This window comes from Nocardia sp. CDC159, from assembly GCF_023740735.1.
Classification (GTDB): domain Bacteria; phylum Actinomycetota; class Actinomycetes; order Mycobacteriales; family Mycobacteriaceae; genus Nocardia; species Nocardia pulmonis.
The window spans coordinates 1-26,258 of the sequence record NZ_JAMRXH010000016.1 but is presented as its reverse complement, the minus strand read 5'-3'; the positions used below and the strand labels follow the sequence as shown (position 1 = coordinate 26,258).

General features: G+C 68.8%; 21 protein-coding genes and 1 riboswitch. Of the genes, 15 read left to right on the top strand and 6 right to left on the bottom strand.

The annotated features are described in order from the left end of the window. Positions 1–121: 121 nt before the first annotated feature. From NDR87_RS28560 to NDR87_RS28545, 4 genes are all read left to right on the top strand, one after another. Positions 122–3,823: a type I polyketide synthase gene (locus NDR87_RS28560; RefSeq protein WP_251916824.1), complete on the top strand. Its 3,702-nt coding sequence runs from the start codon at positions 122–124 to the stop codon at positions 3,821–3,823. A gap of 74 nt (positions 3,824–3,897) precedes the next feature. Next, entirely contained in the window at positions 3,898–5,472 is a 1,575-nt protein-coding gene (locus NDR87_RS28555; RefSeq protein WP_251916826.1) for an AMP-binding protein, read from the top strand. 116 nt (positions 5,473–5,588) lie between these two features. Beyond that, entirely contained in the window at positions 5,589–6,725 is a 1,137-nt protein-coding gene (locus NDR87_RS28550) for a cation:proton antiporter (protein ID WP_251916828.1), read from the top strand. 61 nt (positions 6,726–6,786) lie between these two features. Continuing rightward, on the top strand, positions 6,787–9,675 hold the full coding sequence (locus NDR87_RS28545; protein WP_251916830.1) for a tetratricopeptide repeat protein: 2,889 nt from the start codon (positions 6,787–6,789) through the stop codon (positions 9,673–9,675). 23 nt (positions 9,676–9,698) lie between these two features. Here the strand turns inward: NDR87_RS28545 and NDR87_RS28540 are convergent, their stop codons facing one another. From NDR87_RS28540 to NDR87_RS28530, 3 genes are all read right to left on the bottom strand, one after another. Next, a complete protein-coding gene (locus NDR87_RS28540; protein ID WP_251916884.1) occupies positions 9,699–10,085 on the bottom strand; it encodes an RNA-binding S4 domain-containing protein in 387 nt (128 codons plus the stop codon). A gap of 48 nt (positions 10,086–10,133) precedes the next feature. Beyond that, entirely contained in the window at positions 10,134–10,805 is a 672-nt protein-coding gene (locus NDR87_RS28535) for a C40 family peptidase (protein WP_251916833.1), read from the bottom strand. Between the two features lie 18 nt (positions 10,806–10,823). Beyond that, a riboswitch (cyclic di-AMP (ydaO/yuaA leader) is annotated at positions 10,824–10,988 on the bottom strand. 221 nt (positions 10,989–11,209) lie between these two features. After that, on the bottom strand, positions 11,210–11,473 hold the full coding sequence (locus tag NDR87_RS28530) for a hypothetical protein (RefSeq protein WP_251916837.1): 264 nt from the start codon (positions 11,471–11,473) through the stop codon (positions 11,210–11,212). A gap of 200 nt (positions 11,474–11,673) precedes the next feature. On the opposite strand from NDR87_RS28530, the gene NDR87_RS28525 reads away from it, so the two are divergent. Beyond that, a complete protein-coding gene (locus NDR87_RS28525; protein ID WP_251916839.1) occupies positions 11,674–12,858 on the top strand; it encodes an ATP-binding protein in 1,185 nt (394 codons plus the stop codon). Between the two features lie 128 nt (positions 12,859–12,986). After that, positions 12,987–14,942 carry an acyl-CoA dehydrogenase family protein gene (locus NDR87_RS28520; protein ID WP_251916843.1) on the top strand — a complete coding sequence of 652 codons (1,956 nt, stop codon included), beginning with the start codon at positions 12,987–12,989 and terminating at the stop codon, positions 14,940–14,942. 68 nt (positions 14,943–15,010) lie between these two features. Here NDR87_RS28520 and NDR87_RS28515 read toward each other — a convergent pair whose 3' ends face one another. Continuing rightward, complete coding sequence (locus NDR87_RS28515) at positions 15,011–16,099, bottom strand: epoxide hydrolase family protein (protein WP_251916845.1); 1,089 nt, start codon at positions 16,097–16,099, stop codon at positions 15,011–15,013. Between the two features lie 304 nt (positions 16,100–16,403). Between NDR87_RS28515 and NDR87_RS28510 the strand changes: the two genes are divergently transcribed. Both NDR87_RS28510 and NDR87_RS28505 read left to right on the top strand, forming a co-directional pair. Next, positions 16,404–17,366 carry an alpha/beta fold hydrolase gene (locus tag NDR87_RS28510; RefSeq protein WP_251916847.1) on the top strand — a complete coding sequence of 321 codons (963 nt, stop codon included), beginning with the start codon at positions 16,404–16,406 and terminating at the stop codon, positions 17,364–17,366. Positions 17,367–17,466: 100 nt separating this feature from the next. Then, positions 17,467–17,757 carry a hypothetical protein gene (locus NDR87_RS28505; protein ID WP_251916850.1) on the top strand — a complete coding sequence of 97 codons (291 nt, stop codon included), beginning with the start codon at positions 17,467–17,469 and terminating at the stop codon, positions 17,755–17,757. A 132-nt stretch (positions 17,758–17,889) separates the two neighbouring features. Here the strand turns inward: NDR87_RS28505 and NDR87_RS28500 are convergent, their stop codons facing one another. After that, complete coding sequence (locus tag NDR87_RS28500; protein WP_251916852.1) at positions 17,890–19,077, bottom strand: acetyl-CoA acetyltransferase; 1,188 nt, start codon at positions 19,075–19,077, stop codon at positions 17,890–17,892. Between the two features lie 357 nt (positions 19,078–19,434). On the opposite strand from NDR87_RS28500, the gene NDR87_RS28495 reads away from it, so the two are divergent. The 3 genes from NDR87_RS28495 to NDR87_RS28485 are packed head-to-tail and all read left to right on the top strand — an operon-like array spanning position 19,435 to position 22,997. After that, positions 19,435–20,262: a hypothetical protein gene (locus NDR87_RS28495; protein ID WP_251916854.1), complete on the top strand. Its 828-nt coding sequence runs from the start codon at positions 19,435–19,437 to the stop codon at positions 20,260–20,262. A 51-nt stretch (positions 20,263–20,313) separates the two neighbouring features. Beyond that, positions 20,314–22,248: a fumarate reductase/succinate dehydrogenase flavoprotein subunit gene (locus NDR87_RS28490; RefSeq protein ID WP_251916856.1), complete on the top strand. Its 1,935-nt coding sequence runs from the start codon at positions 20,314–20,316 to the stop codon at positions 22,246–22,248. 2 nt (positions 22,249–22,250) lie between these two features. Further along, on the top strand, positions 22,251–22,997 hold the full coding sequence (locus tag NDR87_RS28485) for a succinate dehydrogenase/fumarate reductase iron-sulfur subunit (RefSeq protein ID WP_251916858.1): 747 nt from the start codon (positions 22,251–22,253) through the stop codon (positions 22,995–22,997). 89 nt (positions 22,998–23,086) lie between these two features. On the opposite strand, the gene NDR87_RS28480 is transcribed toward NDR87_RS28485, so the two are convergent. Beyond that, positions 23,087–23,287 carry a hypothetical protein gene (locus NDR87_RS28480; RefSeq protein ID WP_251916859.1) on the bottom strand — a complete coding sequence of 67 codons (201 nt, stop codon included), beginning with the start codon at positions 23,285–23,287 and terminating at the stop codon, positions 23,087–23,089. A 342-nt stretch (positions 23,288–23,629) separates the two neighbouring features. On the opposite strand from NDR87_RS28480, the gene NDR87_RS28475 reads away from it, so the two are divergent. From NDR87_RS28475 to fabG, 4 genes are all read left to right on the top strand, one after another. Then, positions 23,630–23,833, top strand: a complete 204-nt coding sequence (locus NDR87_RS28475; RefSeq protein ID WP_251916860.1) for a hypothetical protein — start codon at positions 23,630–23,632, stop codon at positions 23,831–23,833. Further along, a complete protein-coding gene (locus NDR87_RS28470; RefSeq protein ID WP_251916861.1) occupies positions 23,830–24,141 on the top strand; it encodes a hypothetical protein in 312 nt (103 codons plus the stop codon). The genes NDR87_RS28475 and NDR87_RS28470 overlap by 4 nt, the downstream gene beginning before the upstream one ends. A gap of 147 nt (positions 24,142–24,288) precedes the next feature. Further along, a complete protein-coding gene (locus NDR87_RS28465; RefSeq protein WP_251916862.1) occupies positions 24,289–25,104 on the top strand; it encodes a DUF4190 domain-containing protein in 816 nt (271 codons plus the stop codon). 81 nt (positions 25,105–25,185) lie between these two features. Next, complete coding sequence (fabG, locus tag NDR87_RS28460; protein WP_251916863.1) at positions 25,186–25,938, top strand: 3-oxoacyl-ACP reductase FabG; 753 nt, start codon at positions 25,186–25,188, stop codon at positions 25,936–25,938. The last annotated feature ends 320 nt before the right edge of the window (positions 25,939–26,258 follow it).

The window sequence follows — 26,258 nt, the reverse complement described above, 5'->3', positions numbered from 1 at the left end:
CGTAGGGCATCCACCGCCACGCCGAAAGGACTTCTCCACGCGCCGACTTCTCGGCATAATCGCTGGGGGTTGCCCCACTGTCGGCGCATGTCGCCGGAGGCAGGGAGGGAGAACGCAAGCGATGACCGACCCCGAGCCTCGACATCGGCCGGTATCGATCATCGGTATCGGCTGCCGGATGCCGGGTGCGGTGGGAGTGCGACGCTTCTGGGGGCTGCTGACGGGCGATCCGGCCGAACACGCCGAATTCGTCTTCGACCACGACTGGTTCGGGATCAACACCGACGCTGCCGCCGCCCTGGATCCGCGCGAGCGGTCGAGCCTGACCGTCGCGGTCGAGGCCATCGACGACGCCGGTATCGGCTATCGCGCGCGCGGTTCGCCGGCGGCGGTGCTCTTCGGAGCGAGCGGTTCGAACATGATCGCCAATCGGGTCTCGCAGGCTCTGGATCTGCGCGGCCCGAGTCTGGTGCTGGACAGCGCCGGTTCGTCGTCGCTGGCCGCGGTGGATCTGGCCGTGCGCCTGCTCGCTGACGGCACGGTGCCGTGGGCGCTCGTCGGCGGCGTGGACGCGGCCGATGTCTGCACGGTGCTGGTCCTGCAGCGCACCGTGGACGCGCGGCGCGAAGGGAACCGAGTGTATGCCGAACTCCTCGGCACCGCAGTCGGTTCGGACGGACGAGTCGGCCCCGACGGTGCGACGCGCCGCCGGATCATCCGCACCGCATGGGAGCGGGCCGGTATCGACCCGCACGCCGCCGGTTACTTCGAATGCCACGGCGATGCGACGAGCGCGGCCGACGCCGTGGAGATCGAGGCGCTGGCGCAGGTGCTGCACGCGGGCAGCGAACCCGCGGCCAAGATCTGGATCGGATCGGTGACGGCCGACCTCGGCCCGCTCGAGGCGGCGGCCGGGGTCACCGGACTGGCCAAGGCGGCGCTGTGCATCGATCGCGGAATCATCGTGCCGGCCAGCGTCTTCCGGCAGCGCAGCGCGGCGTTGCGGCTGGACGAGCGCGGGCTGCGCGTGCCGACCGAGCCGATCGGATGGCAGGAGGTCGCCGCGCGGGGGCGCGTCGCCGGGGTGGGATCGGTCGGGCGCGGCGGGACCGCGGCGCATGCGGTGCTGCGTGGAGTGGCCCAGTCGACGCCGGAGCGGGCCGTCGATCCGCCGATACTGATTCCGATCGGCGGCGCCGATCCGGCCCGGCTGCGGTCGACGGCCGGGCGCTGGGCCGATGCGTTGCTCGCCAGCCATCCGCCGCTGCCCGAATTCGCCTCGGCCAGTGCGCGACTGCTGCCCGAGCCGGTGCGCGCGGTCGTCTTCGCGGACAAGCACGCCGAGGCGGTGGCGCGGCTGCGGGCGCTCGCGCGCGGACATGCGGACGGGAACGCGGCCGTGCTCGGGCCGACCGCGCGGCGGCACGACGGCGGGGTGCTACTGCTGTTCCCGGGCGGGGGTGGCGGGCAGGCGCGCATGGGCTGGGTGCTGGCGGCCCGATATCCGACCTTCGCCCGGGCGATCGCCGAGGTCACCGAGGCCGTGGTGCGGGCCGGTGGGAGGCGGGTGTGGACGCCCCGGCACGGTTTCGTCCCCGGTGCCGCGGCAATGTTCGTATTCCAGATCGCGCTGGCGGAGCTGGTGCGTGCCTGGGGAATTCGATTCGACGCCGTCATCGGGTACGGGCGCGGCGAGTTCGCCGCCGCGGCGGTGAGCGGTGCGTTGGCACTGGACGACGCGGCGCGGCTGATGGTGGCGTGGACACCGTCGCGGTCCGCGCCACCGCGTGCCGTGCTGCTGGAGACCACGCCCGAGGAGGCGGGGCGGCTGGTGGAGCCGCTGCGCGGGGAGGTCGCCGTCGCGGCCGTGCACGGGCCGGATGCCGTGGTCGTGGCCGGTGCGGCGCGGCGACTCGATGCGGTGGTGCGCCGGGCGCGCCGACGCGGGATGGCGGTGCGGGCCGTGCCCGCGGATCTGGGGCTGGGCGATCCGGCGGATCCGCCGGTGTTCGCCAAACCGCTCGCGGGACTGCGTCCGGGTGCGCCGGACGTGCCGCTGTACTCGACGACCCGTAGGGGCGCGGTGATCACCGACGCCGTGCTGGACGCCGATTACTGGGCCGAGAATCTCTGTGGCACCGTGCATTTCGCTGCGGCACTGGAATCGGCGGCGGCCGACGGCATCACAACGGTCCTCGAGATCGCACCGCAACCGATCCTCGCGCCGGTCGTTCGGGATTATCCGGACTTCCGGGAGTCGACCCATCCGATGGCCGGAACGAATGAGGCGGTCGCCTTCCTCGGCGGCATCGCGCGGCTGTATCTGGAGGGCCGGGACGTGGACTGGTCGGCACACGGCGCGTTCACCGGAACCGTGCTCGAACGATGCTGGCGCGCCGACGTTTCGGATGGCCACCTCCCGGCGGGTGACCGTACCGACCGGGTTCGGGTCACGCGGGAGCGACCAGCCGCTCAGCCGCCGATCGAATCGCACCGCGTCGCAACGGGATACGACGCTACGGTGGCGACCGCCCTCGAATGGGCGGCGTCGGTGCTGCGCACCGAGAACTGGGTGCGAATCGCCCCGCCCGTCGACCCGCCGCCGCGCCCGAATCGCGCGCTGGTACTCGGCGAATCACCCCTGGCGGTCGCACTGGCCCGGACCCTGGATCGCAGCGTGCCGACGCGGCGCGTGCCGGGTGCGATCACGACGGCGCTCGCGGAGCTGCGCGAACCGACCGCCGTGATCGTGGTGTGGTCGCCCCGCAACCGCGAGGATGCCCCGGCGGCCGCGGCGGCGCGAGCGCTGGAGCTGCTGCGGGAGCTGCGGGGCTGTCCTGCGGTCGCCGCACTGACCGTGGTGCTGCGCGACCGCACGCAGATCGCGCAGCGCGGTGTCGCCGGGGTGATACGCGCCCTGCGATCGGATACGACGCCGCCAACGAGGCTGATCTGGTGCGCGGCGGAGGATGCTCCGGCCGTCGCCGCTGCCGCGCTGAATTACGATGCGACCGACGAGCTTTCGATCGACGGCCCATCGGTCACGGCCCGCCGTTTCCGCCCTGCGTCGCCCACGCCCGCGCAGCGGGCGATCGCACCGGAGGGCACCTATGTGGTGACGGGCGGACTGGGCGTGCTGGGCGCGGTGGCGGTGCGCTGGCTGCTGCTGGGCGGCGCGCGTGACGTCGTGATCCTGACCCGGACGCCGCGGCCGTTGCCGCCGCTGCTGGAGGGCCTGGACGACCGTATTGTGGTGGCGCGCTGCGATGTCACCGATCGCGCCGATCTGGCGAGCGCGCTGGACGATATCCGCGCCTGCGGCTCGGCCATCCGCGGGCTGGTCCACGCCGCGGGGGTCGGCGCGAGGGGGGAAACCGGCTCGGCCCCGGGCGAATCGCTCGACCGCTCGTTCGCGCCCACCGTACTGGCCGCGCTCGACCTGCTCGAACTCACCGCCGCCGACTCGATCGATTTCGCCCTGCTGTTCGCCATCGCCGCCGAGGGGCTGAGCGGTCCCGGAGCGGTGGTTCGCGCTGCCATCGGATCGGCGCTAGACGCCGTCGCCGCCACCCGGCTCGGGGCGCACACGACCAGCATTGCCTGGGGCAGTTGGGGATCGGATCATCCGGCCCGGCCGCTGCGCCGGGCCGGAATCACTCCGCTCGATCCGGCCCGCGCCACCGCGATCCTCACCCGCATCCTCGACTATCGCGAACCCACGCTACTGGCCCTGGACTACACCCCCGCGGCCGATCATCACGCGCCGAACCGACACTTGCATACGCTGTTCACCAACCCCATTACTCCCCAACCCCTTTCATAGCGCCGGGGAGTGTGCTCGATCGCCGAATCGGACGCGAGCCGAGCGGTATCGTCTCGGTCGTTCGAGGAGGTGTTGTGAGCGCCGAGATGTTACCTGCCGCGATACGGAGGTGGGCGCTGGAGCGGCCGGACGCGCCCGCGGTTATCGCGTTGTCCCACCGCGGCGAGGAGCGTTCGGTGGAGGTACTCACCTATCGCGAATTGGACTGCGCGGCAAGCGCGCTCGCGGCGCTGATCCGCACCGCCACCGCACCCGGGGATCGGGTCGCCGTCGCCTGCGAATACGGGTTCGATCACGTCGTGGCATTTCTCGCCTGTCTGTACAGCGGCCGGACGGCCGTCCCGCTGGCCGCGCCGACGCGACCGCGAGCGGCCGATCGACTGGGGGCGGCGCTGGTGCGGGTGCGGCCGACGCTGGCGTTGCTGTCCCGAGGCGCCGCGGGCGGGGTCGCGGATGGCGTTCGGGTGCTGACGGTTTCGATCGATCGATCCGCGCCGCCGATTTCGCCCGATGCGACGGTTCGCGACCCCGCCTATCTGCAGTACGACTCGGACGCGCTGGTCGATCCTGGGCAGTTGGCCGCCGCCCTCGATCGCCTGCGCGCGCACTTCCCGGTGGTCGCGGAGCGACCGGTGGTGAGCTGGTTGCCGCCGCATCATTGCGTCGGACTCGTCTTCGCGCTGTCGCTTCCGCTGTACTGCGGCGTGCCCGCGATCACGCTGCCGCCCGCCGAATTCGTGGCCCGGCCGATCCGCTGGCTGCGCGCCTGCTCCGATTTCCACGCGGGCGCGACGGCCAGTCCGAATGCCGGTCTGGGCCTGGCGGTTTCGGCGACGACACCGGCCGAGCGCGCCGGACTGGAGCTGTCCGGGCTCGCGGTGCTGCTGGGCTGCGCCGAGCCCGTGCGCGCCGAGCCGTTGTCGGCCTTCACCCGGGCCTTCGCCCCCTACGGTTTCCGGCATGCCGCGCACACCCCCACCTACACCACGCCCGCGATGCCGCTGCCGGTCACCTGCGCCGCACCCGCGGATGATCCGGTCTGCGAGGAATTCGACCGCACCGAGCTCACCGCCGGGCGTGCCGTCCCGCGCCGCGACGGTCTCGCGCTGGTCGGCTGCGGCGAGCCGCTCGGCCGAGCGGTGCGGATCGTCGATCCGATCGCACACGAGGATGTCGCCACCGGCCGGGTCGGCGAGATCTGGGTGGCGGATCCGTCCGGGCGGGCCGAGAACTGGCTGCGCACCGGCGATCTCGGCTTCCGGCACGACGGTCAGCTCTATCCGACGGGCCGCCTGCCCGGCCTGCTCCGGATCGACGGCCGCACGCACTACCCCGGCGATATCGAGGCGACGGTCGCGGAAGCGTCGGGGCCCCTGCGGCCGGGCCGCATCGCCGCCTTCACCCACGACGAGAATTCCCTGATCGTGGTGGCCGAATTCGACGATGGCACAGCCGATCCCGCCCAGGCGGTCACGCACATCCGCGCCGCCATCGCCGATCGCCACGGCATCACCCCCGCCGATATCGTCCTGGTACCGCCCGGCAGCCTCCCCAGGACCTCCGACGCTCCGCGCCGCCGCGCCGAATCCCGGGCCCGCTACCGCGACGGCCGATTACCCCGCCTCACCACGGAGCGCCCGTCGACCTGACGCGCGGCCATCCGGCCCGACCAGCGACTTCGCCGCGATGCTTGCGCGTGTCGGCAGCCCTGCCCGATGCGGCGGGCCGATGATGGCGAGGTGACAAGGGCGACGAGGTAGTTCGCATGGACTTCAGCACGCTTGCGTTGGTGCTCGCGCTCGGGTTGGCCGGGCCCCTGCTGGCGTGGCGACGAGCATGGCGTGTTCCGATCGTGCTGGGTGAGTTGGTGGCCGGAATTCTGTTCGGTTCCACGGGTTTCGGAATGCTGGATTGGACCGATCCGACCTTCATGTTCCTGGCGGACATGGGCTTCGCGCTGGTGATGTTCGTGGCCGGAACGCATGTGCCCGTGCGCGATCCAACCGTGCGGTCGGCGCTGGGTGTCGGGGCGGTGCGGGCGGGGACGGTCGGGGTCGTCGCGGCCGCCGCCGGATTCGCCGTCGCCCACTGGTTCGATACCGGACACGGCGCGCTCTACGCGGTGCTCATCGCGTCCTCCTCGGCCGCGCTGGTGCTACCGATCATCGATTCGCAAGGGCTGCGGGGTAGGCCGGTGCTGGCGCTCACCGCGCAGGTGGCCATCGCCGATACGGCCTGCATCGTGGTGCTGCCCCTGGTCATCGATATCGGCGCGGCCGGACGCGCGGCCCTGGGTACGCTGGCGGTGATCGTGACCGCCGCGGCGTTGTTCGCCCTGCTGCGCTATCTGGAGCGCTCCGGGCTGCGCGAGCGCGTGCACGAAAGATCCGAACAACGCGGCTTCGCCCTGGAACTGCGGATCAGTCTCGCCCTGCTGTTCGGCCTGGCGGCACTGGCCACCCGCACCCACGTGTCGATCATGCTGGCGGGCTTCGCGGCCGGACTCGCGGTGGCCGCGGTCGGCGAACCCCGCCGGGTGGCACGCCAACTCTTCGCGATCACCGAGGGCTTCCTCGGCCCCCTGTTCTTCGTCTGGCTGGGCGCACGCCTGAACCTGCGCGATTTCGGCGCACACCCGACCCTTATCGCGCTCGGGCTGGCCCTCGGCGCGGCGGCCGTGCTCGCCCACGTCCTGATGCGCCTGCTCGGCCAGCCGATCGGCCTCGCCACCCTGGCCGCGGCCCAGGTCGGCATCCCGGTGGCGGCGGTGACGGTCGGTACCGAACTGCGGGTGCTGATCCCCGGGGAGGCGTCGGCCCTGATGCTCGGCGCATTGGTGACCATCGCCGCGGCGGGCGTCGGGGCGGCGGTGACGGCGCGGCGCGGAGCCGCGGCCGGGTAGCCGATCGCAGTGCGGATTTGCGCGATCTGGCCGCCACCGCTCGTATTCGTAGGATGGCGCCATGGGAAGGGCACCTCTGCCGGGCGGATCGGATTCGGCGCGAAAAGTTTTCTCCGACCGGCTGAGCCAGCTGTTCGAAGCGGCCGGAAAGCCGACCCTCGAGCAGGTCGTGCGGACGACCACGCAACGCATGCGAGCCGCACAGGGGCGCGGTGGGAGACAGGCGGTGACGGCACAGCGGATCAGTGATTGGCGATCCGGCCGCAACCTCCCGCACACGTTCGAATCGGCGGCACCGGTGCTGGTCACATTGATCGACTTGGCGAAGGCCCGCCCTGGTCGCGTGCGCGAGGATCTGGTCGATCACCGAATGTGGGAACGGTTGTGGACCGCGGCGGCAGCCGAGCCCTCCGGCGGATCGCGCCCGGCGGCGACCAAGTCCCTGCCCCGCGACGTGGACACGCTCGTGGGCCGCGAGGAACAACTGCGGCGCATCGTGCGGGCGGCGGAATCGGAGCGAATCGTGTCGATTCACGCGATCGACGGCATGCCGGGCGTCGGCAAGACCGCACTGGCGATTCGCGCCGCCCACGAGCTGGCGCCGAAATTTCCCGACGGGCAGTACTTCGTACATCTGCACGCCCACACCCCCGGGCAACCGGTCGCGGATCCGTCGGAGGTACTGGCCGGGCTGCTCACCGATCTGGGTATCGACCCACGCAGTCTGCCCGACACCCTGGCGGCACGACGGAATCTGTGGCGGGATCGGCTCGCCGACAAGCGAATTCTGCTCGTGCTCGACGACGCCCACAGCCCCGCGCAGATCGAACCGCTACTACCCGCCGGCAGCGGCTGTGTGACGGTGGTGACCAGCCGCCGCCGTTTGGTCGCGCTCAACGGTGCGACCCCACTCGCGCTCGGGGTGCTCGACCCCGACGCCGCGGTGCACCTGTTCGTAGCCCTAGCCCACCGGACCATCACCGGCGATACCGGCCAGTCCGCCGCGGATCGAGCAGCGGCCGAACGCATTGTCGAACTGTGCGGCTACCTGCCGCTGGCAATCGTTCTGCTGGCCGGGCGGCTGGCGCATCATCCGGCCTGGAGCATCACCGATCTCGACGAGATGTTCAGCGCCACGAGCGACCGGCTGGCCGAACTCGAGACCTCGGATCGGGCGGTGCGGGCGGCGTTCGATCTGTCTTATCGGGATCTGCCGGACGAGCGGCAGGTCGTGTTCCGGTTGTTGGGATTGCATCCCGGCACCGAATTCGATCAGTGGGCGGTGGCGGCCGTGGCCGATATTCCGCTCGAGACCGCGCGGCGGCATCTGGAGGCTCTCTACAACGACCATTTGCTGGACGAGACCAGCCTCGGGCGGTATCGGCTGCACGACCTGTTGCGCGAATATGCCGGTAACCTCGCCGCGAGCACCGCGGCAAGTGACAACGCCGTGGCGATGGACCGGCTGCTGGACTATTACCAGCACACCGCCGCTCAGGCCGACCGGTGGCTGGCCCGCCGAACCCGTCCCAGCGCCGACGACATCGGGCCGCCCGTTGAGGTGAGTCGCGGTGTGGCAGTGCAAAGCTTCGGCAGCCAACCCCGGGCCCTGGCCTGGATGCGCGCCGAGCGGGAAAACCTATTGGCCTGCCTGGAATACAACGCCGACCGCAATCCCGCTCGAATGATCGCTTCGACCGAAGTCGTTGCGGGGCTGCTCGACCGGGACGGACCGTGGCCGCTGGCCGAACGACTACACCGGAGAGCAGCCGACATCGCCCGCCACCACGGCGACCGCCTCGGAGAAGCCAACGCTCTCACCAACCTTGGCGTAGTGCGCCAGTACACCGGTGACTACAAGCGAGCCACCGACCTGTACCAGCAGGCCCTGAACCGATATCGCGACCTCGGCAGCCGTCGCGGGGAGGCCAACGCTCTCAGCGGTCTCGGTGTGGTGTGCTATCTCACGGGCGACTACGAGCCGGTCGCCGATCTGTTCCAGCAGGCCCTGACGCACTACCGCGACCTGGGCGACCGCCGCGGGGAAGCCAACACCCTCAATCATCTCGGCCTCACCCGCCGAGTCGCCGGAGACTACGGACAGGCGACCGACCTGTTTCAGCAAGCCCTGGCCCGCTACCGCGACCTCGGCGACCGCCGCGGCGAAGCCACCGCCCTCAGCAGTCTCGGCTTTACACGCTGGGCTACCGGGGACTACGGACCGGCTGCCGATCTGTTCCAGCAGGCCCTGACTCACCACCGCGACCTCGGCGACCGCCGCGGCGAAGCGACCGCTCTCGCCGACCTCGGTCTCGTGCGCCAATGCGTCGGGGACTACGGGCAAGCGGGCGATCTATTCCAACAGGCGCTGACCTATTACCGTGAACTCGGCGATCGCCGTGGTGAAGCCGACACGCTCTGCAATCTCGGTCAGGCACGCCGGGAAACGGGCGCCTACGACCAGGCCGCCGACTTGTTGCAGCAGTCATTGACCGCGAACCGGGAGATCGGCAACCGCCACAACCAAGCCGATGCCCTCGGTAACCTCGGCATCCTGTACGAGAGAACCGGGGACCACGAGCGGGCCGCCGACTTGCATCAACAGGCCCTGGCCCTCTATCGGGATGTCGGCAGCCGTCACGGCGAAAGCGAGGAACTCAACGGCATCGGGCGAGTACGGCTGGCCATTGGCGAACCGGGCGAGGGCTCGACCGCCTTTACCGAGGCGCTCGGACTGGCCCGCGAAGTCGGCGTTCAACTCGAGGAGGCCCGGGCCCTCGACGGTAGGGCTCGCTGCCGGGCCGCTCTCGGCGACATTCGCAGCGCCGTAACCGATCTACGCGCCGCTGTCGTTATCTACGAGAACCTCGGTGTACCCGAAGCCGAGTCCGCCGCCACATATCTCGCGACGTTGGAGGAGCGCACGGCCGAGGCACGGGCCGAGACGTAATGCCCGACAATGCGTTCGAGGGTTCAGCCGGGCGGGCGGCCGAGTAGTCGGTCCGTCTCGCGCCGTTCGCGTTTGGTGGGTCGGCCCGTGCCGCGGTCGCGGCGGGGCATCGACGCGAGGATTTCCTTCGGTGGTGGGGGTGGGCTCTTGTCGATCAGGCATTGGGCGGCGATGGCGGCACCTACACGCTTGGTGACCAGTCGTTCGACGATCACGATGCGTTCGAGTCCGTTGATGCGAACGCGTACCTCGTCCCCCGACTTCAGCTGATGCGCGGGTTTGACGGCTACGCCGTTGACCTTCACATGACCGCCGCGGCACGCTGTCGCGGCCGCCGAGCGGGTCTTGAACAGCCGGACAGCCCAGGTCCAGGAGTCGACCCGGGCTGAAATCGGTTGTGACGCTTCCAGATTCGCTCCTCATACCCGGCCGCGGGTGCGACCGGGCACGACGCGAACTCAGGCGACTCGGCGTGCGGTGACGACCGAGTCGGGGTTCAAGTGCGCGTAGCTGACGACCTCACCAGTCTGCGGCGCCTGCAGGATCTTGCCATCGCCAGCGTACATGGAGACGTGACCGCCGCCTTCGGAGATGATGAGGTCACCCGGCTGCAGCTGCGAAAGCGCAACGGGAGCCCCGACATGCGACATCTCGAAGCTGGTCCGCGGCAGTTTGATTCCGGCCTGCTTGTAGGCCCACTGCACCAGGCCCGAGCAGTCGAAGCCGGACGGACCGGTTCCGCCCCAGACATACTCGGCGCCGATCTTCGTCTTGGCCGCGTCGAGCGCGACATCACCGGCGGAGTGCTGCTGCTCGAACATGCCGGGCATCGGCGGCTGGAAGTTCGGCAGGTTGGGGGCGGCCTGGCCAGGCGCGATCGCCTGCGGAGCCAGCGCCTGCTGAACCTGCTTGATCTCGTTGGCGTGATCGGCGAGTGCCTGATTCACCTGACCGGCCTGCTGGTCGTCCAGGGGCACGTCGAAGTTGCCGAAGCCGGGAACGTTGATGGTCGCGGCATTTGCCGAGATTGCCGGCATTGCACCGGTAGTGGCTGCCACGGCACCGAAAACCAGCGCGCCCTTGACCGAATTCGGCAGCCGGGATTCGCGCTGCAAGCTGTGTTTACCCACCGAGCTGAGTCTCCTGTTTCTTCCTGCCCACTCCGCCGACCGAGTTAGCTGACGGGTTCGGGCCGGGAAGATCGGCCCTACCCCGACGGCCTTGCGGCCGAGGGGGATTCACCCCAACACACCTGGGTCCCCGGTTCGGTGTTCGAGCTGCCCACTCGTCCACCGATTAGGCGGGTGACTTCCGGGCCGCCTCTCTGGTGAGGCGACGGACTCCGTGAAGTCACGAGAAGATTACGGCCACGCCGCGCGGATGTCCACCGGTGCGCCACATGTGTTTAGCCCGGGCTAACAGGGACTCGCATCGGCCTGCGGTTTTCCGAGTTTCGGCGGTGGGTGACGAGCCGATCTCGGTGCGATCGCCGGTGTTATCGAACCGCAAGGTGGGAACGTTACGGTGCTTGACGTCAGTTGGTCGAGCCATCGCGATCCGCCAGCGTTCGCTCCAACTCCTCGATCCGCCGACGCGCATCCGCCAGCCCGACCTCCAACTGCCCCAGCGCCATCACCAACGGTCCCACCGCCAGATCCGCCACCAACTGCGGATCGTCGTACCCGCGCTCGATGGCCACCAGGATGTTGTTGCGGATGCGCGCGGCAACCGGTGCCTCGGCCGGCACGTTCCAGGACTCGACCACCTCGGCCACGGTCGGAATGGACTCCTCGGACATGACCCCAAGCCTAGGTGCCCGCCCCGCCGTTTCGGCGGAGTCTGCGGGGCGATAGCGGTATCTAGTGCATTCCTTATATAGCGGCAGAATTCGATCGAGTGCCGTCCGATCCGGGGCTGCGGATACCAACCGATAGGTGTGTCTAGGACATTCCGTAGATATCGACAGATTCAGGTGTGGAGGCGCTACGGTGTACGGGCATGGACCCCGTGCGGAATCCCTACGCTCCCGGCGCCGGGCAGCGGCCGCCCGAATTGGCCGGGCGGGACAGGCAGTTGGATGCCTTCGACGTTGTGCTGGAGCGAGTTTCGCGGGGACGGCCCGAACGCAGTGTCGTGCTGACGGGGTTGCGCGGGGTGGGAAAGACCGTGCTGCTCAATCAGCTTCGATCGGCGGCGCGCAATCGTGGTTGGGGGACGGGGAAATTGGAGGCGCGGCCGGACCAGGAGTTGCGGCGGCCGTTGGCCTCGGCGCTGCATATGGCGGTTCGGCAGATCGCGGTGGGGCATCGGAATCCGGAGCGGGTGGACGACTTCCTGGGGATTCTCAAGGCGTTCGCGCTGCGCTCGACCGCGGACAAGGCGATGCGGGAGCGATGGCAGCCGGGTATCGACGTTCCGGCCGTCACGGGGCGCGCGGATTCCGGGGATATCGAGATCGATCTGGTGGAGCTGCTGATGGAGGCGGCGCAGGTGGCCCGGGACATCGGGGTGGGCGTAGCGATCTTCATCGATGAGATGCAGGATCTGGGCGCGGCCGATGTGTCGGCGATCTGCGGGGCCTGCCACGAGTTGAGCCAGGAGGGGGCGCCGCTGATCGTCGTGGGGGCGGGGCTGCCGCATCTGCCCGCGGTGCTGTCGGCGTCGAAGAGCTATTCGGAGCGACTGTTCAGCTATCACAAGATAGATCGACTCGACCGCGCGGCGGCGGATCTGGCGCTGATCGCCCCGGCCGAGCGGGAACAGGTGAAGTTCACCGAGGCCGCTCTGGACGCGCTGTACCGCAAGGCCGACGGCTACCCGTATTTCGTCCAGGCCTACGGCAAGGCCACCTGGGACGTCGCCGCGCAGAGCCCGATCGGCGCGGAGGATGTCGAACTGGCCGCCCCGGCCGCGGAGGAGGAGCTGGCGGTCGGCTTCTTCGGTTCGCGCTACGAACGCGCGACACCGGCCGAGCGCGAATATATGCGGGCCATGGCCGATCTGGCCGGTGACGACGGGCCGGTGGCGACCGCGGCGGTGGCCAAGGAACTGGGCCGCAAACCCGCCTCCCTGTCCCCCGCCCGGGACGGCCTGATCAAGAAGGGCCTGATCTACTCCGCCGAGCGCGGAACCATCGGCTTCACGGTGCCGCACTTCGGGCGCTACCTGCGCAGCGTCAGTTAGCGGCGGATTCGCCTGACTGACAAGATCATTGGAAATCGTTGGATTTCCCTGACCTCCAACCCCTACCCGCGAGTAACAAACCCTCCTACACTCGAATGTGATTCCGATCACGTCCGATGGAGGACATCATGGCGACTACCGCGAAAGTCGACGCCACCGAAGAGCAGGCCCGCGCACTGGTCGAAGAATCACGCGAAACCACCTGGGCCAGGCCATCGTTCGCGAAGGAGATGTTCCTCGGACGATTCCGGCTCGATCTGATCCATCCCTATCCGCAACCCTCCGCCGAGGACGCCGCCAAGACCGAGGCATATCTGACGCGGCTGCGCGCGTACCTGGAAACCATCGACGGCAGCGTGATCGAGGAGACGTCGAAGATTCCGGCCGAATATGTCCAGGGCCTGGCCGAACTCGGCTGCTTCGGACTGAAGATCCCGGAAGAGTACGGCGGCCAGGGGCTTTCGCAGGTCGGCTACAACAAGGCGTTGATGCTGGTCGGCTCGGTGCACGCCAGCCTGGGCGTCCTGCTGTCGGCGCATCAGTCGATCGGCGTGCCGGAACCACTCAAGCTGGCTGGTACCGAGGAGCAGAAGCGGGAATTCCTGCCACGCTGTGCAAAGGGCGCGATCAGCGCCTTCCTACTCACCGAACCCGATGTCGGCTCGGATCCGGCGCGCATGGCCTCGACCGCGACCCCGACGCCCGACGGCGAGGCCTACGAACTCAGCGGCGTCAAGCTGTGGACCACCAACGGCGTCGTCGCCGAACTGCTGGTGGTGATGGCCCGGGTGCCCCGCAGCGAGGGCCACCGCGGCGGCATTTCGGCCTTCATCGTCGAGGCCGATTCGCCGGGTATCACCGTCGAACGCCGCAACGCCTTCATGGGCCTGCACGGCATCGAGAACGGCGTGACCCGCCTGCACAAGGTGCGGGTGCCCAAGCGCAATCTGGTCGGCCGCGAGGGCGACGGCCTGAAGATCGCGCTCACCACCCTCAACGCCGGTCGGCTAGCGATTCCGGCGATGTGCACCGCGGCCGCCAAATGGTCGCTGAAGATCGCGAGCGAGTGGAGCTCCACCCGGGTGCAGTGGGGCCGTCCGGTCGGCGAGCACGCGGCCGTCGGCGCGAAGCTGTCGTTCATCGCGGCCACGACCTTCGCCCTGGAGGCCGCGCTGGATCTGTCCGGCGCCATGTGCGACGAGGCGCGCAACGACATTCGCATCGAGGCCGCGCTGGCCAAGCTGTGGGCCTCGGAGATGAGCTGCGCGATCGCCGATGAGCTGGTGCAGATCCGCGGTGGACGCGGTTACGAGACGGCGGCCTCGCTGGCCGCCCGCGGCGAACGTGCCGTCGGGGCCGAGCAATTGGTGCGGGATCTGCGCATCAACCGGATCTTCGAGGGCTCCAGCGAGATCATGCGGCTGCTGATCGCCCGCGAGATGGCCGATGCGCATATGGCCGCCGCGGGGGCGCTGGTCGATCGCAACGCCGATGCCAAGGCCAAGGCCAAGGCGGCGGTGGGGGCGAGCGGCTTCTACGCCAAGTGGTTCCCGCAGCTGGCGGTGGGGGCGGGCTCGGTGCCCGCGACGTACGGTGAATTCGGCTCGCTGGCAAGGCATCTGCGGTTCGTGGAGCGGATGTCGCGCAAGCAGGCCCGATCGCTGATGTACGCCATGGCGCGCTGGCAGGCGAAGCTCGAGTACCGGCAGGGCTTCCTCGGCCGCATCGTCGACATCGGCGCGGAGCTGTTCGCCATGTCGGCGGCCTGTGTGCGGGCGCAGGCGCTGCGGACGGCGGGCGGCCCGGAGGCCGCGGGGGCCGAACAGCTGGCCGACACCTTCTGCAAGCAGGCCCGGCTGCGGGTGGAGCGGCTGTTCGACGCGCTGTGGGACAACACCGACGACGCCGACACCGCGCTCACCCGCGACGTGCTGAACGGCAACTTCCGCTGGCTCGAGAGCGGGGTGCTCGATCCGAGCGAGGGCACCGGGCCGTGGATCGCCGAATGGCAATTCGGTCCCTCTACCGAGGCGAATCTGCTGACCCCGTTCCTGCCCTCGACGCGAACGACCGCGGGAACCTAGAGGCTCCGGACGCCGAACCCGGAACACACCGGCCCGTAGCGCGTTTCGCGTCGCGGGCCGGTGGCGGTTCAGGGCAGCGTGGTGAAGAACGTCCGCAGGTCGGCCGCGTAGGCGTCGGCCTGATCCATCGCGATGAAGTGATGACCCGACGGGTTGCCGGTGGGCCAGTGCACGATCTTCGCGGTGCGTTCGGCCAGGCGGCGGACGCCCGGGGCGCCGCTGTAGACGCCGGTCGGCACCGCGGCCGATCCGGTCGGCCAGGCGATCGCGCTGGTCTCGTAGTACTGCCACGAGGAGGTGGCGAAGGTGCGGGTGAACCAGTAGATGCTCAGATTCGTCAGCAGCGCGTCGCGGTCGATGCCGTCGAGCCCGCCGAAATCGTGGAACTTCTGCAGCATCCAGGCCAGCGCGGCGGCCGGGGAGTCGTTCCAGCCGTAGCCGAAGGTCTGCGGGGCACTGCGCAACAGCGCGTGATGGTCCACACCGTGCATCCAGTCCGCCGACATCAGGGCCTCGTATTCGGTGCGCTCCGCGGCGGTCAGCTCGGGCACGTCCGCGGGTGTCGGAAAGCCCAGCCCCGCCGTGATGTACAGGCCCGCCACCCGTTCCGGCGCGGCCTCGGCCATGGCCGTGGCGACGTAGGAGCCGAGGTCACCGCCCTGCACGCCGTAGCGCTCGTAGCCGAGCCGGGCCATCAGCTCGATCCACATCGACGCCACGCGGTCGACGGAGAATCCGGTCACGGTCGGCGCGGCGGAGAAGGCGAAGCCCGGCACCGAGGGGACCACGACGTGGAATTTCGCCGTCAACCGGCCGATCAGCTCGGTGAATTCGACGAACGAGTTGGGCCAGCCGTGGTTGAGCACGATCGCCAGGGCGTCGGGATCGGCGCAGCGTACATGCAGGAAGTGCACGTCCAGGCCGTCGATCTCGGTCAGGTACTGCGGGAATTCATTGAGGCGGGCCTGCCGTGCGGCCCAGTCGAAGCCGGTGGCCCAGTGGTCGGCCCACTCGCGCACCTCGGCCAGCGGGATGCCGCGGCTGCGGTCCGCACCCGGCAGCTGTGCGCCCCAACGGGTTTCGTTCAGCCGGCGGCGCAGGTCGTCGAGTTCGGACTGCGGGATCTCGATGCGGAAGGGGCGGATCTCTGTGCTCATGAGGAGAACAGTAGGGCGGATGTAGGACAGCTTCGGTCCTATATTTTTCTGGATTCTATTTGACAATCTAGATAAAAGGCTAGATATGGATAGATTTGACGATCGAGCCGCTTTCGAGCAGCTTCTACGGACATCTAGCAAACGGGCTAGATAGGCGCAGACACCTGTCGACAAAACCTCACCGACCAGGCGGTCTATCGCTGGCACCGGTTGCACAACGTGTGCGTAACGCCAGGTTAGCGGGGATAACGCGCCGGAAATCTCTATCGACAACCGGGCAAGCGCGACTCTCCAGGAGCACGTCATGTCCATGATCGCCCTTCGCGCGGCCGAGTACGACGGCCGCCGTGTCACCGTCACCGTCGACGACGGCACGCCGCTCGCCGTGCGCGAATTCGGTGCGCCCACCGCCGAACTGACGGTGGTCTTCGTGCACGGGCACTGCCTGCGCACCGAGTCCTGGACGTTCCTGCGGGACGAACTGCTGCGCCAATGGGGCGAGGACGTCCGGATGGTGTTCTACGACCATCGCGGCCACGGCGAATCCGGCGCGGCCGATCCGGCCACCTACACCATCGACCAGCTCGGCCGCGATCTCGACGCGGTACTGCGTACCGTCGTACCCACGGGACCCGTTGTGCTGGTGGGGCATTCGATGGGCGCGATGGTGGTACTGGCCTTCGCCCGGCTGTTTCCCGAGGCGATCGGGGCTCGGATCATCGGCGTCGGATTGCTGGCCGGGGCGGCCGGTGGGATCACCACGGTCGGGCTGGCGCGGTTCCTGAACCGGCACACGGTCGGCTCGCTGCGGCTGGCGGTGCGGCGCGCGCCGCGGGTGATGCATGCCTCCAAGCGGCTGAGCAGGCGCATCTTCGAACCGATCATGCGCGAGGCGAGTTTCGGCACCCGCCGGGTGAGCCCGCGGGTGGCCGCGGTGGCCACGGCCATGCTCAACGACACCCCGCTGCTGACCATGGCCTGCTTCTTGGACTCGCTCATCCGCTTCGACGAGACCGCGACACTGCGCCTGCTGGCCGATCTGCCCGCCCTGGTGCTGGCCGGGTCCGCGGACATCATGATCCCGTTCGCGCATTCGGTCGTGCTGGCCTCGCAGCTGTCCGGGGCCGAGCTGGTGCGACTCGACGGGGCCGGTCACAGCGTGATTCTGGAGCGGACCGAGGAGGTCGCGCTCGCCATCGCGGCGCTGGTGGAGCGCGCCACGACCGCTATGGGCGGGCAGGACCCCGCGCTGGCGGCGGCCGGATGATTTCCATTCAGATGGTTTTCCTGCGGCCGAATCGCCGATCTTCGCGTACTGTGTTGTAGATCACGATGTGTGGTCGATCACACGGCTCGAGGAGGTTTCGATGACTCGCAGCGAGATTGCCGAACTGCGCTTCGCGGTCGGCCAGCTCCGGCAGTGCATCGGCGCACTGCGCTCGCACTACGGGGACGCCAACACCGTGCGACGGCTGGAGAACGACCTCGAACGGCTCGCCATCGATGCCGAGGAATTCGAGCAGTCGCCCCCACCCGAGGTCGCCGAGCGCCGCCAGCAGGAGGTCATCTACGTCCCGGACGCCAAGTCCGACGAGGCCGCCTGGATGGGCGCCCAGGACGAGGGCCTCGGCTTCCACTCCCGCCCCCGCACGAAATAGTCCCCCGCTCGGCAAAGCCCAAACTTCGCACCCTTTCCCGCCCTTCGCACCCCCTATGGCCGCCCACAACGGGTGCGAAGGGTGGGAAAGGGTGCGAAGGTGTTTGGCTCTGCCGACCGGTGGGGTCAGGGGTCAGGTGCGGTGGCGGCCGGGGCGGCGGGGGCGGACGCCGTGGAAGCGGGCGCCTCGGGGGGTGGGGTGCAGGGTGGGGGCTTGGGGGGATTCGAAGAGGGCGGCGAGGGCGGCGTCGGGGCCCAGGGGGGTGACCGCCAGGCCGGAACCGCCGCCGCGGCGGGCGAGTTCGTGCAGGAGGGTGGTCGTGATGCGCAGGCCCGTGGCGGCGGTCGGATCGCCGAGGGCGATGGAGCCGCCGTTCACGTTGATAAGGTCGACGGGCTGGTCGAGGTGGCGGAGCAGGGCCAGGACGTCCACGGCGGTCTTCTCGTCGATCTCCAGCAGGTCCAGGTCGGTGCGGTCGAATCCGCTGCGGGACAGCACCTTTTCCACCGCGGGCGCGGCGATGGGCAGCCGCTCGGGGGTGGGGCAGGCGGCGGCGGCCCAATTCGTCAGGTAGGCAATCGGTTCCAGGCCGAGGTCGGCGAGGCGGTGCTCGGCGACCACCAGGCAGGCGGCCGCGCCGGAGCCGGGCACGCTCAGCACGCCCGGCGTGAGCACGCCGTCGGGCCACAGCGGCCGCAGGGCGGTCAGGGCGCGGGTGGTCATATCCTCGCGCACGGCCTCGTCGTGTTCCATGAGATGCGGTGCGGGGGAATAGTTTTCGTAGCTCGCCGGGGTGATCACCTTCACCGGGGCCACCTCGGCGCCGAAGCTGCCCTGCCGCCAGGCGCGGGCGGCCTTGCGGTGACTGCGCAGCGCGAATTCCTCGGCGTCGGCGCGGGTGATGCCATAGCGCTGGGCCAGTTGCTCCACGCCCGCAAGATCGGCCGGTATGGCCGCGTCCTCCGCACTCGACCCGCGATCGACCCCGGCCGCGACAACCACCTCCGCGGCCCCGGTGCGCACCATCATCGCGGCGGTGATCAGCGCGTAAAGCCCGTTGCCACAGCGCCGTTCGAGATCGAAGCCGGGGGTGCCCCCGGGCAGTCCGGCCGTCCGCGCCGCCGGTCGGGCCAGGCGTGGATCACCGGTCGTCGCACCGGAGAGCACCACATCGTCGACCCGCGCGCCGTCGAGTCCGGACCGTTCGACGGCGGCGGCGATGGCCGTGGCGGCGAGCCGCTGTGCCGTCATGGCCGACAACCCGCCGCCCGCGAGGCCGCCGGGCGTACGCACCGGCGCGACGATCGCCGCTCTGTTCATCACTGCTCCTTCCCCCGCAGGGTCCGGGTCCCGCTCGCAGGACAGCGCATCACAGAGTTGTTGCTGATGTGTGACGGCAATGGCGCCGGGCGAAGGTGCGACACCGTCCGAATTGCCGCCAGTGCCCGAATCACGCTGGGCATCACGATAGTTCGTGAGATTTGCTTACGATTCACTGTCCCGCACGCCGCGCACGAAGATCAGAAAATGTGGCGCAAATCATAGGAATCAAGCCGGGTCGATATTCCCAGGACCCGACGCGGGTCATAGCTCGGGTGTCGTATGGTGCTCAGCATCACATCCGATGCCGGAGGTAACGATGACGTTCCACGGGGAAGATCAGCGAGGCATCCAGCAGTGACCGCACCCACACGCGCCCCCGAATCGGGCACGGGAGTTTTCAGCAAAGGTCGAGCGGCCATCGCCGCACGGACGTTGCGCACCGATCGCTGGTGGGTGCCGCCGCTGTTCACGGTGCTCGGCCTGTCCGCGTTCATCATCTACGCGACCGTGCGAGCCTTCACGAGGTCGGCGTATTGGGTTGCCGACTACCACTATCTGACGCCGTTCTACTCACCGTGCGTGAGCACCTCCTGCGTCGAGGGCTCCAGTCACTTCGGCCACTGGGTGGGCGAGCTGCCGATGTGGATTCCGCTCGGCTTCCTGGTGCTGCCCTTCCTGCTGCTGTTCCGATTGACCTGCTACTACTACCGCAAGGCCTACTATCGCGCGGTCTGGTTCTCCCCGCCCGCGTGCGCGGTGGCCGAGCCGCACGGGAAGTACACCGGCGAGACCCGGCTTCCGCTGATCATCCAGAACGCCCATCGCTACTTCTTCTATGTGGCCGTGGTCGTCTCGGTGATCAACACCTACGATGCGATCGTCGCCTTCCACGGCAAATCGGGCGGCTTCGGCTTCGGCCTGGGCAACATCGTGCTGTGGGTGAATGTCCTGCTGCTGTGGGCATATACGCTCTCGTGCCATTCCTGCCGCCACATCGCGGGCGGACGCCTGAAGCACTTCTCGGCGCATCCGGTGCGCTACTGGTTCTGGACGCAGGTGTCCAAGCTCAACACCCGGCACATGCTGCTGGCCTGGACCACGCTCGGCACGCTGATGCTCACCGACTTCTACGTGATGCTGGTGGCGAGCGGCACCATCTCGGACCTCCGCTTCGTGGACTAACGCCTGGCGGTGACAAGTATTCAACTCAAAGTTCAGGAGTGATCGGTTTCCATGCCTGAAGTCGAGCGGCACAAGTACGACGTCGTCGTGATCGGTGCCGGTGGCGCCGGACTGCGCGCAGTGATCGAGGCGCGCGAGCACGGCCACTCGGTCGCGGTGGTGTGCAAGTCGCTGTTCGGCAAGGCGCACACCGTGATGGCCGAGGGCGGCTGCGCGGCGTCCATGGGCAATGCCAATGAGAAGGACAGCTGGCAGACCCATTTCAAGGACACCATGCGCGGCGGCAAATTCCTCAACAACTGGCGGATGGCCGAACTGCACGCGCAGGAGGCGCCCGAGCGGGTGTGGGAGCTGGAAACCTATGGGGCCCTGTTCGATCGGACCCCAGACGGCCGGATCAGCCAGCGCAACTTCGGCGGTCACACCTACCCCCGCCTCGCCCACGTCGGCGACCGGACCGGACTCGAGATCATCCGGACCATGCAGCAGAAGATCGTCTCGCTGCAGCAGGAGGACTACGCGGCCACCGGCGACTACGAGGCGCGCATCAAGGTGTTCGCCGAATGCACCATCACCGATCTGCTCACCGAGGACGGCCGCGTCGCGGGCGCGTTCGGCTACTGGCGCGAATCCGGCCGGTTCATCCTGTTCGAGACGCCCGCGGTGGTGCTGGCGACGGGTGGAATCGGCAAGTCCTACAAGGTGACCTCCAACTCCTGGGAGTACACCGGCGACGGCCACGCGCTGGCGCTGCGGGCCGGGGCGACGCTGATCAATATGGAGTTCCTGCAGTTCCATCCGACCGGCATGGTCTGGCCGCCGAGCGTGAAGGGCATCCTCGTCACCGAGGGCGTGCGCGGCGACGGCGGGGTGCTGAAGAACACCGAGGGCAAGCGCTTCATGTTCGACTACATCCCCTCGGTCTTCAAGGGTCAGTACGCCGAGACCGAGGAGGAGGCCGATCAGTGGCTGCGCGACAACGATTCCGCGCGCCGCACCCCCGACCTGCTGCCCCGCGACGAGGTGGCCCGTGCCATCAACGAGGAGGTGAAGGCGGGTCGCGGCACCCCGCACGGCGGCGTATATCTCGACATCGCCTCCCGCCTGCCCGCGGCCGAGATCATGCGGCGGCTGCCGTCGATGCACCATCAGTTCAAAGAGCTTGCCGACGTGGACATCACGAAGGAGCCGATGGAGGTTGGGCCGACCTGCCACTACGTGATGGGTGGCATCGAGGTCGATCCCGACACCGGCGCGGCGACCGTGCCGGGACTGTTCGCCGCGGGTGAGTGTTCCGGCGGCATGCACGGCTCCAACCGGCTGGGCGGCAACTCGCTGTCGGATCTGCTGGTATTCGGCCGCCGCGCGGGACTGGGCGCGTCCACCTATGTCGAGCAGCTGGGTGACCGGCGCCCGGCCGTGACCGACGCCGATATCGCCGATGCCGCGAAAACGGCCCTGGCCCCGTTCGACGCACCGACCGAGGGGCCCGGCGAGAACCCCTACACCCTGCACACCGATCTGCAGCAGACGATGAACGATCTGGTCGGCATCATCCGCAAGGAACACGAGCTGAAGCAGGCCATCGAACGGCTCGCGGAGCTGCGCGAGCGCTTCGACAATGTGACCGTCGAGGGCCATCGCCAATTCAACCCGGGCTGGCATCTGGCCCTGGATCTGCGCAATATGCTGCTCGTCAGCGAGTGCGTCGCGCAGGCGGCGCTGCTGCGCACCGAGAGCCGCGGCGGGCATACCCGCGACGACCATCCGCAGATGGATCCGAACTGGCGCAACAGGCTGCTGGTGTGCCGGGTCGATCCGGACGGCATCGGGCAGACCGTGCCCGCGGTCACCGTCACGCCGGAGGATCAGACGCCCATGCGCGACGATCTGCTCGCCCTGTTCGAACTGGGCGAGCTGGAGAAGTACTACACCTCGGCAGAGCTCGCCGCGCATCCGGCGACCGCACCGAAAGGGGATGCGTAGCAATGAGTTACGACGCCCGGTTCCGAGTCTGGCGCGGCGATGCCGACGGCGGCGATCTGCAGGACTTCACCGTCGAGGTGAACGAGGGCGAGGTCGTCCTCGACATCATCCATCGGCTGCAGGCCACCCAGGCGCCGGATCTGGCGGTGCGGTGGAACTGCAAGGCCGGTAAGTGCGGATCGTGTTCCGCGGAGGTCAACGGGCGGCCGCGACTGCTGTGCATGACCCGGATGTCCACCTTCACCGAGGACGAGGTCGTCACGGTGACTCCGATGCGCACCTTCCCGGTGGTACGCGATCTGGTGACCGACGTCTCGTTCAACTACGAAAAGGCCCGGGAGATACCGTCTTTCGCGCCGCCGGTGGATCTGAAGCCGGGCGAGTACCGGATGAAACAGCAGGACGTGGAGCGCTCGCAGGAGTTCCGCAAGTGCATCGAATGCTTCCTGTGCCAAAACACCTGTCACGTCGTGCGCGACCACGAGGACAACAAGCACGCCTTCGCCGGGCCGCGCTATCTGATGCGCGTCGCCGAGTTGGAGATGCACCCGCTGGATGTCGCCGATCGCCGCGAAATGGCGCAGGAGGACTTCGGCCTGGGCTTCTGCAACATCACCAAATGCTGCACTGAGGTCTGTCCGGAGCACATCAAGATCACCGATAATGCCCTGATCCCGCTGAAGGAGCGGGTGGTCGATCGGAAATACGATCCGATCGTCTGGCTGGGCAACAAGCTGTTCCGGCGGTAGCCCCCGGTGGCGGCCGCGTGGCCGCCACCGAAGGGAACCGATGTCCGGCCGACGGGTCGGCCCGACTCCGGCCCGGCCGTCCGGACAAGTCAGAGCATCGACACCACGCCGATCGCGACGACCGCGACCAGCAGTCCGAACAACAGTGCCGACAGCACGGCTCCGGTCAGTACGTACACACCTGCCGCGGATACCGCGAACAGCATTCCCACGATCAGTCGTTCGACCCAATCACCGGGCAGCAACTTGCGGTACCGGGGAGAGGTGCTGTTTCTCAACCCGCGGTCCATGACTGAGTGTGTACCCCGTACTTACCTGCGGCAAACATTCATTCGTTGCTAAAGGTCCATCGTTTTGTGATGCGCGGTCCCGAACTCGATCTTGTGTGCGCAGACCGTCTCCCGCACCGCTGCTGAAAATTTGCCGGAATTCATCTCCGATCTGACGAAAATCCACCCGCCGCCGGGTCGGCTGAGGGATGCTAGGAGTGTGCCCGGAGCAGTAAGACGCTCGGTCCCTACGCACTCCTGAACCCTCCCGGGCACGTTCGGGATCCGTTGGCTGGAACGAGGAGTCATGGCTGTACTGCACTACGCGTCACCACAGTTCGCATCGGCGCCGGGGGTGGCGGCATGCAGCTGACCAACCTGCACCTCCCCGTGGCCGCACTGCTGCGCTGCGGCGTCGATCCGGGTGTCATGACGGCCGAACAGGCCCATGCCGCAATGCAGTTGCACCTCGAATGCGCGGTCGACACCTGCAAGGTGCGGCGGCGGGCACGCGCGGTCCTGGTCGAGCAGGGCCGGTGTGTGCTGGACGAACGGGCGCTGCCATGACCTCGCTCGTGGAGGCCGGGGACGGTCGGAAAGTGGTGCAGCTGTTCGGTCCTCGCCGGCGCTCGGCGCGGCACGCGGCCCTGCACCGGCCCGCGGCGGGCCGCCACGCGCGGGTGCCGAGTCGCGTGGTTCGTCCGCTCCGGGTGGCGCAGCCGGGCGCCGCGCGCCATGCCGTCGTGCCGACGGTTCGCACCCGGCGCAGGCACGATTCCCTGGATCGATACGATCGCTTCCTGCTGTGGGGTGCGGGGTGGTTGCTGCGCCTGCGGATCGCGCTCATCGGCGAAAGCCCTGTGGATTGGCGTTGATTCGGTTCCCCGGCAAAACAAGATCGATTGACGTGTGCCCGGTCGGAAGGGGTTGCGGGCGCGGCTGTGCCCCCTATTCTTCTTCGATATCGGGGCGGGTCCGTACAAGCGAGGTTCCTCCCGCGAGAGTGAGGCGAGAGGAACCGTATGGCCAGGAGACAGCAGCCGGAGGTCGAACGCTGGCCGGAGGTTCCCGACGACGAACGGTGGCCGGTGGCCGAACCTGACGAGGACCGCTGGGAGGCGGCGCGAAATCGTCGCCGCATGGCCGAATCCGAGGACGACCGCTGGGATGTTCCGCGCACCCGCCAGGCCGTCGAAGCCGACGACGAGCGCTGGGAGACATCGAGTCGGCGCCGCACCGGGCGGCTGCGCGTCGAGGTGCCGCCGATCGTAAACCCCTACGCGATCGTCGCGCTGGTGGCCGCCCTGCTCGGCCTGTTCCCGGTGGCGATCGTCTTCGGCTTCATCTCGTTCACGCATCCGCGCGGGCGCGCGATGGCGCTGTTCGCGTTGATGATCGGGATCGCCGAGGTGGTCGCGCTCGCGGGCGTGCTGGTGCTGTCCGGGGTGACCCTGCCCCGGCCCGCGCTGCGCAGCGATCCGGCGACGGTGGGCACCACGATCGTGACGGTCACCAGCCCGCCGCCCGCGTCCGCGGCCGCACCGAGCTACGCCGTCCCCGTCCCGCCCAGCACGGCAGCGGTCCAGCCCACCACGGTCGCCAAGGGCGAGGTGTGCACCGAACCGCAGGCCGGACTCATCGGCACCGCCGCCGACGGTGGCACCCTGCTGTGTCTGCGCGGCGCCAACGGATACCGCTGGAACGGCCCCTACACCGTCGCCACGGCCGTGTACAACGGTGGCACCAAATGCAATCCGGCCACCGACAAGACGGGCCGCACCGCCGACGGTCGCGCCCTGGTCTGTGAGCGCAATACCTGGACGCTCTGGGTGGAATAGCGGCATTAGGCTCGGTTGCGCCCTTCGCTCGAGGGCAGCCACCGTCGGCCGCCACGCGGCCAGCACAGGAAGGACGTGATCATGGCCGATCGAGTTGCCGTGGTATCGGGGGCCGCGCGGGGAATCGGCGCGGCGATCGCCGAACGCCTTGCCGCCGACGGGCTGAAGGTCGGGGTGCTCGATCTCGACGCGGCCCACTGCGCCGACACCGTGGACGCCATCACCCGGGCGGGCGGGACGGCGGTCGCGCTGGGGGCCGATGTCTCGAAGGAGGATTCGGTCGCCGCGGCGGTCGAACAGCTCGAGCGGACGCTGGGCGGGCCGACGGTGGTGGTCAACAACGCCGGAATCCTGCGTGACAACCTGCTGTTCAAGATGAGCGTCGACGACTGGGACGCGGTCATGAACGTGCATCTGCGCGGCGCGTTCCTGCTCGCCCGGGCCACCCAGAAGTACATGGTCGAGGCCAGATGGGGCCGCATCGTGAACATGTCCAGCACCTCGGCGCTGGGCAACCGCGGCCAGGTCAACTACTCCGCCGCCAAGGCCGGTATGCAGGGCTTCACCAAAACCCTCGCATTGGAACTGGGCAAATTCGGCGTAACCGCCAATGCCATCGCCCCGGGCTTCATCGTCACCGATATGACCGCCGCGACCGCCGAGCGGGTCGGGGTGCCGTTCGAGGAATTTCAGCGGGCCGCGGCCACGCAGATTCCGGTGCAGCGGGTCGGCCGTCCGGAGGATATCGCCCATACCGCGTCGTTCCTCGTCAGTGAGGGCGCGGGATTCGTATCGGGCCAGGTCATCTATGTTGCGGGCGGGCCGCGGGACTGATCCGGGCCGCGGCGCCGGGATCCGTTTCGGGACAAATGATCTAGATTTTCCGCCACGCCGGTTTGATCGACCGATCAGAACGCGGGATTGTTTCGGTCCGGCAGCTTCGAGGGATACCATTGGGGATCGGACGCCGTGTGTTTGCAAACGCGCGCACACGGCCAACCCGAGGGTGATCTTCGAGAATCGGAGTAGGGCCTCATGAACCCAGAACCGGTCCGCCGTCTAGAACCACTGGTCGAGCCGCGCATTGCCCAGCTCGGCCCTACAGCGCTGCGCATCGCGATCGGCGGACAGCTCCGCAAGATGCGCCAGGAGCT

What these genes read in the sequence shown, in the direction of transcription:
- NDR87_RS28530 (WP_251916837.1), bottom strand. Translation starts at nt 11,473, where the DNA reads ATGTCCGAGGAGTCCATTCCGACCGTGGCCGAGGTGGTCGAGTCCTGG.
- NDR87_RS28490 (WP_251916856.1), top strand. Translation starts at nt 20,314, where the DNA reads ATGCCTGAAGTCGAGCGGCACAAGTACGACGTCGTCGTGATCGGTGCC.
- NDR87_RS28485 (WP_251916858.1), top strand. Translation starts at nt 22,251, where the DNA reads ATGAGTTACGACGCCCGGTTCCGAGTCTGGCGCGGCGATGCCGACGGC.
- NDR87_RS28480 (WP_251916859.1), bottom strand. Translation starts at nt 23,287, where the DNA reads ATGGACCGCGGGTTGAGAAACAGCACCTCTCCCCGGTACCGCAAGTTG.
- NDR87_RS28470 (WP_251916861.1), top strand. Translation starts at nt 23,830, where the DNA reads ATGACCTCGCTCGTGGAGGCCGGGGACGGTCGGAAAGTGGTGCAGCTG.
- NDR87_RS28545 (WP_251916830.1), top strand. Translation starts at nt 6,787, where the DNA reads ATGGGAAGGGCACCTCTGCCGGGCGGATCGGATTCGGCGCGAAAAGTT.
- NDR87_RS28475 (WP_251916860.1), top strand. Translation starts at nt 23,630, where the DNA reads ATGCAGCTGACCAACCTGCACCTCCCCGTGGCCGCACTGCTGCGCTGC.
- NDR87_RS28525 (WP_251916839.1), top strand. Translation starts at nt 11,674, where the DNA reads ATGGACCCCGTGCGGAATCCCTACGCTCCCGGCGCCGGGCAGCGGCCG.
- NDR87_RS28500 (WP_251916852.1), bottom strand. Translation starts at nt 19,077, where the DNA reads ATGAACAGAGCGGCGATCGTCGCGCCGGTGCGTACGCCCGGCGGCCTC.
- NDR87_RS28515 (WP_251916845.1), bottom strand. Translation starts at nt 16,099, where the DNA reads ATGAGCACAGAGATCCGCCCCTTCCGCATCGAGATCCCGCAGTCCGAA.
- NDR87_RS28520 (WP_251916843.1), top strand. Translation starts at nt 12,987, where the DNA reads ATGGCGACTACCGCGAAAGTCGACGCCACCGAAGAGCAGGCCCGCGCA.
- NDR87_RS28465 (WP_251916862.1), top strand. Translation starts at nt 24,289, where the DNA reads ATGGCCAGGAGACAGCAGCCGGAGGTCGAACGCTGGCCGGAGGTTCCC.
- NDR87_RS28550 (WP_251916828.1), top strand. Translation starts at nt 5,589, where the DNA reads ATGGACTTCAGCACGCTTGCGTTGGTGCTCGCGCTCGGGTTGGCCGGG.
- fabG (WP_251916863.1), top strand. Translation starts at nt 25,186, where the DNA reads ATGGCCGATCGAGTTGCCGTGGTATCGGGGGCCGCGCGGGGAATCGGC.
- NDR87_RS28510 (WP_251916847.1), top strand. Translation starts at nt 16,404, where the DNA reads ATGTCCATGATCGCCCTTCGCGCGGCCGAGTACGACGGCCGCCGTGTC.
- NDR87_RS28560 (WP_251916824.1), top strand. Translation starts at nt 122, where the DNA reads ATGACCGACCCCGAGCCTCGACATCGGCCGGTATCGATCATCGGTATC.
- NDR87_RS28505 (WP_251916850.1), top strand. Translation starts at nt 17,467, where the DNA reads ATGACTCGCAGCGAGATTGCCGAACTGCGCTTCGCGGTCGGCCAGCTC.